Here is an 11,765-nt window from a genome sequence, read left to right as displayed (position 1 = left end):
TTGCCTGACAGCCCACTGGCCTTAATTTGAATAATGGGAAGCCTGGCTCTGTGTAGCCTTGTTTTTTCATGAAATGGTTTTCGGCCATTGGAGGACAATGACGGACCTTGTTTCAGGGGAGAAGATATTGGTGGAACCTGTTTGACCAGATGGCCACTGGAATCGGCTGTTTGCTTACATGGAGAAATGACTTCGTCTTTCAGAGCGGTGTCTGTTTTCGGAGCAGTATTGCTGGATGAGGGCTCATTCAACGGGATCATAAACCAGTATCTTCAAAAAGTGCTTTATTACCAGTACACGGTTTCGATGCAATTGACAGGTTCCTTCATAGGCCTCAAGGCTCCACTCACGCTGAGTGGAGTCGAAAGACGCTCAGGGTAAACAGAGATTGTACACATCAAACTCATCGATATGATGTGATGATTTTGATTGAGTAATCGCCAAATAGTTTCCAGGAAAGCTGAAAAAAATTATTTTTCTTCAGGCTGGCGGTAATACATGGAATAAAACCGAAAAGAAGTGACAGGCCGACCCACCTAATACAAAGAGATGCCAGATTGCGTGATTGAAAGGCAGCTTTTTCCATAAATAAAAGATCACGCCAACGGTATAAAGCAAGCCACCGGCAACCAGCCAGTATAAGCCATTGGTTGATAAGTTCTCTGCCAGCTCATTGGAGGCCGCCAGAACCAGCCAGCCCATCAGAATGTACGTGGTTAACGACAGTTTTTTGTACCTGGCCCCAAACACCGCCTTGAAGATAATGCCCAATGCGGCCAGGGTCCAGATGACAGCAAAAAGAATCCAGCCAGTCACACTTCTCATGCTAACCAGAAGAAAAGGCGTGTAGGTTCCGGCAATCAGCAGATAGATGGAGCAGTGATCCAGTATCTTGAAGACGCGCTTGGTTTTTGGATGTTGAAAACTGTGGTAAAGCGTAGAGGCCAGAAACAGCAGAATCAGGGTGCTGCCGTAGATGCTGAAACTGACCACCCGCCAGACATCAGCCTGATGGGCGGCATAGGTGACCAGTAGCGTCAGACCGGCGACACTGAGCAGAGCCCCCAGACCGTGAGTAATACTGTTGGCAATCTCTTCAGCCAGGCTGTAGCCACGGTTGATCAATTGGTTTCCTGCGGTAGATTTCGGAGCCATAAAGCGGTTTTTAATGGGAGCCAGTGCTGCTGATCATACTGAATCTTATGCCCTGATGCATGGGAATTATCAGGTCATCCTGAATGTAGTCCAGCCAGGTTCGGGTGGAAAATTAGAATGGCGGCAATGCCTGATGATCGACTACTTTAACACTATCAGTTTCTGCTTTGCTGGCTGATTAAAGGGTATTTTTGCCAAGGTCATCTGCCCCCGGCAGTCACCCTATACAGGCTATCGCTGATGGCTGTCCCGCAGGAGTCTCCTGAACTCAGACTTACCACCCATGCTTAAGTCCGACAGCCTGCAAGTTTATCTTTATTCCCGTTGCTGGAGTATGACATGAAAAGGTTGATCCACTCTTGTATTGTTTTGGTTGCAGGTGCTGCCCTGTTCGGGTGCAGCTCCCACAAGCTGACCAGTGTTGAGCCCCGGTTGGTTGAGAACAAAACCTGGGTATTGACGACAATGAACGGTCAGCCGGCATCGGGCCCGAGAGTCACCATGGAGCTTCGCCCTGCCACGGCCCTGGATGGACGCATTGGTGGCCAGGCACCCTGTAACCGCTACTTTGGCAACTACCAGGTTGCCAGCCATAAAATTCACTTTACCTCAATGGGGAGCAACCGAATGGCCTGCCCGCCACCATTAATGACCAGTGAAGCTGAGTATCTGGCAATGTTCCCAAAACTGGACAATATCACCATAAAAGAACATGGACTGGTATTGAACAGCGCAAGCGGTGACCAGGAACTGACCTACGTGACCGAATCAGCCAATGTCAGCGGTCAGATTACTGCCAGTGAAGGCACTTTTGCCCCGGGCTCTGAAATTATTGTGGTTCTGCAAGATAGCGCCATGCCCGATGACCCGGCTGGCATCATTGGCATTGAGCGAATCCGGGTCGGCAGGGCGGTGGATGTAGTCGATTATGTGGTCCACTATGCACCTGAACTGGTGAATCCGGGCAGCAACTATGAGCTGTTGGCGGAGGTGATCCAGAATGGTCAGGTGATGTTTGCCACTGCGGTGAAGCCCTCTGTTCAGCTTAAGACTGCTCCGGCAAATCACTGAATTGTTCGTGGGTAAAGTGCGCCCTGTTAAGGTGCGCACTTCACGGCATCAAGCCATTTCCGGAACTTCTGACTCCTTCTCTGCCTTGATATGGTGCGGAGTCGGATTACCCATTTCGTCAACACAGACAAACACAATACGATCAACGACGATAATCACCTGCCGGGTGACCTTATTGCGTACCACACAACAGATGGTCAGTGAGGTCTTACCGGTACTGACCACTTCAATACCGAACTCCAGAATATCACCGCAGGCGGCGGAGCTGACAAAGTCGATTTCTGACATATATTTGGTCACCAGCAATTTGCCCGGGCCCATTTTGCAGGCAGCATAGATAGCGGCTTCCTCATCAATCCAGGCCAGCAGTGTGCCACCAAACAGTCGGTATGCGGGGTTGAGGTCGCCGGGTTTTACCGCGCGGCGTGAAAAATACTTCATTCTGATGCTCCTTGCCTGGTTATTATGACAACAGATTTATTGTGAATCATTTATATGACATTAATAAGGCAATTCTCACGCCATAACGGACACTATTTTTGCTGCTGATAACAGCAGAGCCTTCACGGCAATGATATAATGCCCGCCCGCTTTTATTGCCGGACAGGCTCATGGTTAGAATAGGTCGCATGAACCACCTGAAGGTGGTCAATCTTCTGGATTTTGGTGCATTTCTTGAGGGGGGGGATGCTGGACGACATCCTGCTCCCCAAACGCTTTGTGCCACAAGGGTGCCAGGTAGGGGATGAACTGGATGTCTTTATCTATCTGGACTCTGATGATGTCCCCATTGCGACGACGCTCCGCCCCAAGGCTCAGGTAGGGCAATTCGCCTGCCTGAAAGTCACCGATACCAACCGTATTGGTGCTTTCCTTGACTGGAATATGCCAAAAGAGCTGCTGGTGCCTTTTAGTGAGCAGAAAGAGCGCATGGTCAAAGACCAGTTCTATGTCGTGTATATCTATCAGGAACAGCAGAGCTATCGGATTGTTGCGTCGTCAAAAATAAGCAAATTTCTGACGACCATCTCGTCCAAAACCCCCCATCGGTACAGTAATGGCCAAACGGTTTCTCTGATGGTTTGTGACCGTACGGATATTGGCTATACGGCAATTGTCGACAATAAATACCTGGGGGTTATTTTTGACCAGGATATCGACCAGCCAATCCGGATGGGTATGAAGTTTGACGGGTTTATCAAACGGGTCCGGCCCGATCAGAAACTGGATCTATGCCTGAAAAAGCCCGGCTTTGATCAGCAGGAAATGAGCGACCTGGGTACGGTGATTGTTGCCAGGCTAAAGGCTGAGAAGGGCTTTTTGCCGTTTAATGACCGTACTGACCCTGCGATTATCAAACGAGAATTTTCGGTCAGCAAACGGGTGTTCAAAATGGCGATTGGTGGGCTATACAAAGAACGCCTGATTAGCATTGATGAAGATGGCATTCGTCTTTTATAAGCTGTACCGGAAAAAATTGGTCGGTGGCTAATGACGGGCACTTCCAGTAAACTGCTCCGGTTTTGCATTTCCCTTTTGCTCTCGTTCCGAGAGGTCAACATTTTCCAGCTTAACAGGTGATCAAATGGGCAAATTTTATACCCAGACCAATCTTCAAATTGACGATAAACAGGCCTACCGGGTTTTCGACGGTAAAAAACAAGCCCGTCTCGGAACAGAAAAGAACCCTGCAGTTCTTACTGTGCAGACCGAAGAGCGCCGGGCTGAGCTGGAACAAGAGTTCCTGGAGAATGGCTGGTTTTGCCAGATTCACGTGGATGAAGAAGCCGCAGAGGATACCTCTGCCCTGCAACTGTTGAAGGATACGCCCAAAACTACAGTACTGGAAAAAGTGCCGGGGCGAAATGATCCTTGCCCTTGTGGTAGCGGGAAAAAATATAAAAAATGCTGCGCTTGATAGCCAGGGTCTATTAAGAGTTTACTGCGAGCAGGCAAAAAAACTCTATAGGCCCCGGGTCAAACTCCCTCCAGATTGCTGGCAAAAACATCTGATAAGTAGAAAAAATTCTAATTCAGTCCATTATTAGTACTGACAGGTTATTTGTAGAGCCATGTTGTCGATCTATTTTATATAAGTTTCCCACTTTCAAAAGCCACTTTTAGTGGCTTTTGTTTTATCAAACAGGTGGACCGAATATGAAAAGTCAGACGTTGGGTAGCAGCCTTCTGGTCGCCGGTACTTCCATTGGTGCAGGCATGCTGGCATTACCGCTGGTGTCCGCACTGACCGGTCTGGGCTGGGGCGTATTCCTGATGTTTTTGATGTGGGGGTTATCAACCTACGGCGGTCTGTTGATTGCCGAGGCCTGCCGGGCCTGCCCGGAAGCAGAGAATCTGCATGGCGTTATGGGGCGTTTGATGGGGCCGGTTGGCCAGGGTATTGCCGTGGTCGCCATGCTGTTTCTCTATTATTCCCTGTGCGCAGCTTACATTTCTGGTGGTGCCAACGTGCTGGGCAGCCTGCTGGCCAAAGAGGGCATTCATCTGCCTTTTCGCATCACGGCAACGGTGGTGGTGTTGCTGGTTGCCATTCTGGTGGTGACCGGTACCCGGGTGGTTGATGTGGTCAATCGGGTGATGTTCGCACTGATGCTGGCCCTGCTGCTGTATATCGTGGTGTCCCTGTTGCCCGAGGTCAGTTTGCGTAATCTTGGGCTGGAGAACAGCACCCCTGGCATTTTATTCGCGGCGCTGCCGGTGTTATACACCTCATTTGGCTATCACTGTGCGGTACCCACCGTGGTTCAGTATGTGCAGGGAAAACCCCGGCGGTTTCGCTATGCCCTGATCGGTGGCAGCGCCCTTCCGTTCAGCATTTATGTGATCTGGATGGCGGTGGTGATTGGTGTGGTTTCCTCTGCGGTGGTGGTGACCATGGCACACCGTCCGGACGGTGTCACCTCGCTGATGGATGCCATCGGCCGCCATTCCGGTGCGTCCGGTTTTGATTATATGATCAGTGCCTTTGCTGCCTTTGCCCTGGGTACGTCCTTCCTGGGGGTGGCTCTTGGGTTATTTGACTATCTGGCCGAAGTGTTTGGTCGCTCCCATGGTATTTTGGGGCGTATCGAAACCATTACGCTCACGCTATTGATTCCGTTGCTGGCGGCTATTTTTATGCCGGGGAGTTTTGTCACTGCCCTGGGTTACGCCGCTGTGGCTCTGGTGATTCTGGCGGTATTTATTCCCGTGGCCCTGGTCTGGAAGGTTCGCAAGCTCCATATGGAAGAACCTTATCAAGTGGCTGGCGGTATTCCGGCGCTGGCCATTGCCATCATTGTTGGACTTTTGGTGATTGTTGCCCAGTTTGGGGTGATCAGTGGTGTGTTGCCTTCTATTGGCTAAAAGGCTTTCTGAGAATAGACTGCCACTATTTCAGTGGCCCCGGACATCCCTCCTGCCGTGGTCAAATGGATCAAAAAACAACTCGGAATCGTTCAGGAAGAGCAAAGAATGTCGGATGGATGTTGGTCGGTTTACATAATTCTTGCCAGTGATAGCAGCCTTTATACCGGCATCACCACGGATATTGAACGGCGCTGGCGTCAACATTGCGGTACGGTCGGGGGAGCCAGGTATTTCAGGGGGCGGAAGCCACAGCAGCTGGTCTACCTGGAAGGTAATCATGACCGTTCTTCGGCCAGCCGACGGGAAGCGGCCATCAAAAAGCTGACTCGCCCACAAAAGCTGAGTTTGCTCGCCTCACCGGAAAATTGCTGTGAACTCTGGGCCGGGAAATTGCTTAATACCCATCGCTGACCCCTGATACATCATTTCGATGAGTTTGCAGGGTTCCCTCTATCAATGACGCCCAAACTCCGTTCGTCCTGAGCGGAGTCGAAGGGCGTAGACACCATGCCCTGAATAAAGACTGTGCCAATCACCCTTCGTCCATACATCCTGAGCTGAGCCAAAGGGCGCTCAGGGTGAGCGGAGACTGTACACCTCAAACGCATCGAAATGGTGTGCTGGCCCGAAAGCTTTGTAACACAAAAAGAAGCATAAATTATCATTTCTGGTTCAAGGTTGAACGTTTAGATAGTATGATCCTCAGAAATAGATGAAGCAAAAAGGATTTTTGTAAGACACCTGCCTCATAAAAAGCAGGCCAGGGAAATAACTGTTTCATCGCCTTCCGATAACAACAAAAAATAAGTATGAGGTGTTCATGGAAGCCAGTTTTTGGGATGGCAAACGCGCCCCAGGTATTGCAGACCAAATTGATCTTGAAAAGTTCAAAAACCTGGGCGAAGTCATTGAACATGCAGTCCATCGATACGGCGACCGGCCAGCCTATACCAGCATGGGCAAAACGGTGACCTACAACGAAATCGATCAGCTAAGCACCCGGTTTGCTGCCTATCTCCAGAACCATACGACACTGAAGCCCGGTGACAGTATCGCGATTCAGCTGCCAAACCTTATTCAGTACCCCATCGTCGCTTATGGCGCAATCAAGGCCGGTCTGGTTATTGTCAATACCAACCCGCTCTACACCGCCCGGGAGATGAAACATCAGTTTACCGACTCAGGAGCCAAGGCGCTGGTCTGCCTCAATGTGGTTGGCCACCTGGTGGAGGAAATCATTCAGGATACGCCCATCAAGCACCTGATTGTCACTGAGCTGGCCGACCTGCTGCCCTGGCCGAAGCGGTCACTGATTAATCTGGCGGTAAAGCATGTCAAGAAGATGGTTCCCTCATTCAAGCTGCCACAGGCGCTGAGTTTCCATCAGGCCATGAAACTTGGGGAAAAATCCCGGTACAGTAAACCGCTAGCGGCCAACCCTGATGATGTGGCGGTGTTGCAGTATACCGGTGGCACCACCGGCGTGGCCAAAGGCGCTATGCTGACTCAGCGTAGCCTGGTCAGTAATGTACTGCAGACTGCCGGTACGTTGTCTCAGACCGATGATCATGGTGTGCCCCTGTCCAAGCCCGAAGGCAATACCGCAGTGGCCCCCCTGCCTCTTTATCATATCTACGCGTTCACCGTGCATCTGATGGCGTTCTTCCATCAGGGTGGACACAGCATTTTGATCGCCAACCCACGGGATATGGATACGTTCGTCAAGTCCCTGAAGCCCCACAAGGTGAATATCTTCATCGGCCTGAACACACTGTTTGTTGGCTTGATGAATCACCCGGAATTTAAAAACCTGGACTTTTCCGAACTGCAGTCAACCATGTCCGGTGGTACTGCCTTGCAGGCGGCGGTTGCCAACCGCTGGCAAACTATCACGGGATGTTCGATTTCCGAGGGGTATGGCCTCTCTGAAACCTCGCCCGTGGTATCCCTGAACCCCGCAGGCAGTTACTCCAAACTGGGCACTGTCGGCTTGCCAATGTCCGGTACGGCACTGAAGACCATTGACGATCAGGGCAATGAGCTGCCATTGGGAGAGCGTGGGGAACTCTGTGTCAAAGGCCCGCAGGTGATGAAAGGCTATTGGCAGCGCCCGGAAGCCACGGCCGAAGTGATTGACAGCGAAGGCTGGTTTAAAACCGGAGACGTGGCCATTATCGATGAACAGGGTTATGTGCAAATCGTCGACCGGGTTAAGGATATGGTGCTGGTCTCAGGCTTTAACGTATACCCCAACGAAGTGGAAGATGTGGTTTCCAAGCATGAGAAAGTGCAGAACTGTGCCGTTATTGGTGTGCCCGATAAGAAAACCGGCGAGGCCGTCAAACTCTTTATTATTCCACAGGACAAAAGCTTAACGGCGGAAGAGGTCAAGGAGTACTGCCGACTGAACCTGACCGCGTATAAAGTACCAAAGCAGGTTGAATTCAGGGATGTTCTGCCAATGACGCCAGTGGGTAAAATTCTGCGGAAAGATCTTCGCGCCGAAGAAATGAAGAAGTACGAAACGGTTGCCTGATTTTAGGCATCAGCAAAGCCCCGGTAAGTGTTCCGGGGCTTTGTAATTAAACTGACTTTTAATATGCTTGAAACTTATTGCTTCAATCCATTGGTTCAGTTTCAGCCAGGGTTCCGGTTTTTTGGCGTATTTTTGAATATGAATTAAACTCAGTAACTAGGCTTTCATGAAATAAGCAAGCGGCCACTTTTTATTTTTTCCTGAAATGTGAGTAAATGATTGATCAGTATTCTGGCTTTAATTAATCTTTCCTGTTTCATGCTGCTGATTTCTACCTTAACTGTTATGACTCCCCAAACCATGTGATGAGGAACCTGATTCTTCGTATTATCCCTTAAGACTTATGGCTCCGTCGTAATGTAATTGGCCGTTACGCATAACGATGTCGGAAAACACATTTTTGCGAGGTAATGGGAAAATATGCTCATTTTTTTACCAACAATGCACGGGCTTTTGTCTATTTACAGGCAGAATTGTCAATGTTAAGTTTTTTACCAATTTTAAACCCTGCGTTTAATGGATCCTTTGATTTACCAGATTGGTTCAAACCATGAATATTTTTGATGAAGCTCTCGGTGTTCTGAAGTCTAAAGTTCAGGTGCGCAAGCTCTTTCACGATATGCACGCTGAAGACCTTCAGCGCGTCATCGGTCGCATTGAAGCCATTTACGAAGAAAAAGTGATGGCTCAAATGGAGGTGGAAGAGGAGCAGGCCCGCAAAAAAGAAGCGCTGGATGCGGTGGTTAAAAAGATTAAAGAGCTTGGTCTCTCCCTGGGTGATATCAAAGACCTGTCAGAAGAGAAAAGCAGCGGTGGCCGTAAAGGAAAAACACGCCAGCGTTATTTGTTTCGCTACGAAGCCATTGATGGTTCATCAGTGGATTGGGAAGGGGCAACAACCGGGCGTATTCCTGCGGATTTCTCAGACTATCTTGAGCGAACCGGTAAAGATCGCAAGGCCTGTATCGTTTCTGAAATCTGATGGTTGAAACCCTTGCTTAAAAAAGAGCTTCTTACCTTAGACAAAAAGCATCTTCTATTTAAGCGGCTCTGTGTTTGAACCACAAAGGCACAGAGGCACAAAGGAAAAGAAAAGCTTTTCTTCGTGTCTTTGTGCCTTTGTGGTTCCAATGCAAGACCAGCAATACCAATCAACCAACCGCCAGCACTCCTCGTCAGGCCCTGAAGAGGGGCAGGTTGGTTTCACTCCTGCCTATTTGATTTGACTGAGCCTTTTATCAATCATCTCCTTCAGAACATTTTCCTGGGTAAAACCACCCACCACCTCATCGGGAAACACCAGGGCCGGAGTACCGGTAATGCCCAGCCTCTGGGCCAGCATGATATTACGGTCCAGTTGTTTGTTAATGTCTTTATCATCTACCACGGCGGTTTTCAGTGCCTCCACATCCAGCCCCTGTTTTCTGATAATGCTGGCAATGGAAGCCGAGTCATGCCGGGCACGGTGAGACATCAATGCTTTATGCAGCGCCAGATAGGCATCATTACCTTCAGCCCTGGCGGCTAATAAGAGCGCCGCCGCCTCTCTTGAACTTGGCCCGAGGATGGGCATGTCTTTGTAGATAATTTTCAGGTCAGGGTAATTGTTGACCAGCACTTCCAGAACCGGGTCCTGTCGTTTGCAAAATCCACAGTTCACATCACCAAAGTAGGCAATGGTCAGTTTGGGGGTTGAGGAACCGGCAAAGGGATCATCACTGTGAAACAGCTCGGCCATATTGCCGGTAAGCACCGAGTTTTGCGCCTGTGATTTGGCTAACTGTTCCCGCTTTTTCAACTCATTGACAACATCGAGAAAAATTTCAGGGTTTTCCATCAGGGCTTCACGCACCAGCTCTTTGACCTGTTGTTGCTGTTCCCGGTCCAGCGGTGCGGCCTGACTGCTGATTGGCAGGATAAGTGCGGTAGCGGCAATGGCCAGCAGCTTTTTCATGATTAACGTCCAATGTAATGTTCAGGAGTGTTTTTCACCATCATACCGGTTTGACGGGCGGTAATGGAATGCAGTCGCCATTGGTTAAGGCAATAATCTTGTAAATATTGCTATTTTTATTCTGCTTATTTATTAATCGCTGCCTCTGCTGATTAAAAAAGCTGGGACTCCGGAAAAACTTGATCCAGGTCAAAGTACATCGGGTACAACCTGCGTATGGTTTTTATAGGGATAGCTTATAGAGACCACTTGAGAGCGTAGCGTCAAGACCGCTGGAGTACCCGGAAGAACAGATTATCGGTATCAGCCAATGAGATTGGAGAAGCCAAATATACTTCATTTCAGGTGTTGTATTGGCTCAGGCATTTGCCAGAAAAACCCATTAAGCGGCTAAATGATCGCAGCCGGGGCCGATAACAACAGTTCCTTAAAAACACACGTAAAGGACTGAAACAATGAAACTAATTGCTGTTGCTGTAGCGGGAATGTTATTGGCCGGTGCTGTTCAGGCTGCTGATAAAGCGGAAGATCTTCAGAAACAGGGTATGGTCTGTTACTCAATGGGCCAGGTCAATGCCGAAAGACAATCCGGTGGACGTGGCATGGCGCCGGACCTTACTGTCAATATTGCTCCGACTTTTTATATCACCAGTGACCGTGACTATAAAGCCTGCCGTAAGATGGCGGCGGAAAAGGGCGCTCATGTGATTGTTGATCCGAATGCTTGATTTTTTGGTTGAACTGCAAAGGCTTGAGGTGCTGAGTGAAAATGATTTCTTGGTATTTCAGGTCTGCGTTTAGGTTCTGACCTTGTTCCCACGGGGCTCCGTGGGAATGCCTGTCCAAGCTCCCTGCCAACTGTCTTCTACAAGAATATCTGCTAGCTTTCGTATGCATTTCCATGCAGAGCATGGGAACGATTGAAACAGACACTTAAGTGTGTTGTTTCGTAGTTGATTCTGATTTTGTTGAGGAGTTTTTCATCGGTGGGAGCTTCTTGGTAAGGGCATTTAGCGGGTATGCATTCCCACACCGGAGCGTGGGAAAGAGATCATGAATTGACCATTTTTGCCTTAACTACCCTGCTGTTGACCACCCTGCTGTTGAGCAGCCGCATCTTGGCAGCCATCAATAAAGTTACCACAATTTGAACCATTAACGCCCTCAATTGCCCACTGCATAACACCACCGACTGTGTTCGGTGTTAAAGTAACGTTGTCATTATTTCCATCACCAGTGAAATCACCAGCATTTACAGTGATAACACCATCTGCTACACCAGTTACCTGGCCAGCAACAACAGGGATCCCTGCGTTTCCTGCATCACAGTTATCCAGTCGACCGCTATTTGTCTGAGAACAAATTGCAATAGCTGTTCGATAGGCAGCAGCTTCTGCAATAGCAGAAGTGGCAGTCGCACCTCTTGTGTAATTCTGATACTGCGGAATAGCCACAGCCGCCAAAATACCAATGATCGCCACAACGATCATCAATTCAATCAGCGTAAAACCCTGTTGTTTTTTCATTTTTCTGTCCCCCGGGAACATCATTTATAGTTTTTTTAGCATGCATCTTCTTACAAGACATGCGTCTTTTAACCACCCTACCCTGGGTACATGGTCCTTTATCATTGTGTATTCCGCTAAAAGCTTATGGTTATCATCTTTATAACTCCGCAGA

At 49.1% G+C, this 11,765-nt stretch carries 13 protein-coding genes; 9 read left to right on the top strand and 4 right to left on the bottom strand.

Annotated elements, in window-relative coordinates:
- Positions 1-480 precede the first annotated feature (480 nt).
- On the bottom strand, positions 481-1,155 hold the full coding sequence (gene trhA / locus O3276_RS10260) for a PAQR family membrane homeostasis protein TrhA (RefSeq protein ID WP_269675538.1): 675 nt from the start codon (positions 1,153-1,155) through the stop codon (positions 481-483).
- Positions 1,156-1,168: 13 nt separating this feature from the next.
- On the opposite strand from trhA, the gene O3276_RS10255 reads away from it, so the two are divergent.
- A complete protein-coding gene (locus O3276_RS10255; RefSeq protein ID WP_269675537.1) occupies positions 1,169-1,333 on the top strand; it encodes a hypothetical protein in 165 nt (54 codons plus the stop codon).
- Between the two features lie 161 nt (positions 1,334-1,494).
- Positions 1,495-2,226 (top strand): META domain-containing protein, encoded by a 732-nt coding sequence (locus tag O3276_RS10250; protein ID WP_269675536.1) that lies wholly within the window; start codon positions 1,495-1,497, stop codon positions 2,224-2,226.
- A 48-nt stretch (positions 2,227-2,274) separates the two neighbouring features.
- Here the strand turns inward: O3276_RS10250 and O3276_RS10245 are convergent, their stop codons facing one another.
- Positions 2,275-2,667 (bottom strand): acyl-CoA thioesterase, encoded by a 393-nt coding sequence (locus O3276_RS10245; protein WP_269675535.1) that lies wholly within the window; start codon positions 2,665-2,667, stop codon positions 2,275-2,277.
- Positions 2,668-2,913: 246 nt separating this feature from the next.
- Here O3276_RS10245 and O3276_RS10240 point away from each other — a divergent pair, with 246 nt between their 5' ends.
- The 6 genes from O3276_RS10240 (at position 2,914) to O3276_RS10215 (ending at position 9,113) form a co-directional block, all read left to right on the top strand.
- Positions 2,914-3,687 (top strand): CvfB family protein, encoded by a 774-nt coding sequence (locus tag O3276_RS10240; RefSeq protein ID WP_269675534.1) that lies wholly within the window; start codon positions 2,914-2,916, stop codon positions 3,685-3,687.
- 124 nt (positions 3,688-3,811) lie between these two features.
- Positions 3,812-4,144, top strand: coding sequence for a PBPRA1643 family SWIM/SEC-C metal-binding motif protein (locus O3276_RS10235; protein WP_101745038.1), 333 nt, complete (start codon positions 3,812-3,814; stop codon positions 4,142-4,144).
- Positions 4,145-4,383: 239 nt separating this feature from the next.
- The gene (locus O3276_RS10230; protein ID WP_269675533.1) at positions 4,384-5,592 is read left to right on the top strand and encodes an aromatic amino acid transport family protein; all 1,209 of its coding nucleotides are present in this window, start codon (positions 4,384-4,386) and stop codon (positions 5,590-5,592) included.
- A 108-nt stretch (positions 5,593-5,700) separates the two neighbouring features.
- Positions 5,701-6,006: a GIY-YIG nuclease family protein gene (locus tag O3276_RS10225; protein ID WP_269675532.1), complete on the top strand. Its 306-nt coding sequence runs from the start codon at positions 5,701-5,703 to the stop codon at positions 6,004-6,006.
- Between the two features lie 409 nt (positions 6,007-6,415).
- Positions 6,416-8,131 carry an AMP-binding protein gene (locus O3276_RS10220; RefSeq protein WP_269675531.1) on the top strand — a complete coding sequence of 572 codons (1,716 nt, stop codon included), beginning with the start codon at positions 6,416-6,418 and terminating at the stop codon, positions 8,129-8,131.
- 550 nt (positions 8,132-8,681) lie between these two features.
- Positions 8,682-9,113, top strand: a complete 432-nt coding sequence (locus O3276_RS10215) for an H-NS family histone-like protein (protein WP_269675530.1) — start codon at positions 8,682-8,684, stop codon at positions 9,111-9,113.
- Positions 9,114-9,344: 231 nt separating this feature from the next.
- Here O3276_RS10215 and O3276_RS10210 read toward each other — a convergent pair whose 3' ends face one another.
- Positions 9,345-10,085, bottom strand: a complete 741-nt coding sequence (locus O3276_RS10210; RefSeq protein WP_269675529.1) for a DsbA family protein — start codon at positions 10,083-10,085, stop codon at positions 9,345-9,347.
- A gap of 455 nt (positions 10,086-10,540) precedes the next feature.
- Here O3276_RS10210 and O3276_RS10205 point away from each other — a divergent pair, with 455 nt between their 5' ends.
- Positions 10,541-10,813 (top strand): hypothetical protein, encoded by a 273-nt coding sequence (locus tag O3276_RS10205; RefSeq protein WP_269675528.1) that lies wholly within the window; start codon positions 10,541-10,543, stop codon positions 10,811-10,813.
- Between the two features lie 345 nt (positions 10,814-11,158).
- Here O3276_RS10205 and O3276_RS25735 read toward each other — a convergent pair whose 3' ends face one another.
- Entirely contained in the window at positions 11,159-11,611 is a 453-nt protein-coding gene (locus O3276_RS25735; RefSeq protein ID WP_442876580.1) for a pilin, read from the bottom strand.
- Positions 11,612-11,765 lie beyond the last annotated feature (154 nt).

It is taken from the genome of Endozoicomonas sp. GU-1, assembly GCF_027366395.1.
Taxonomy (GTDB): Bacteria; Pseudomonadota; Gammaproteobacteria; order Pseudomonadales; family Endozoicomonadaceae; genus Endozoicomonas.
Note: the sequence above shows the minus strand (reverse complement) of the source record. Positions and strands in the feature narration are given on the sequence as shown.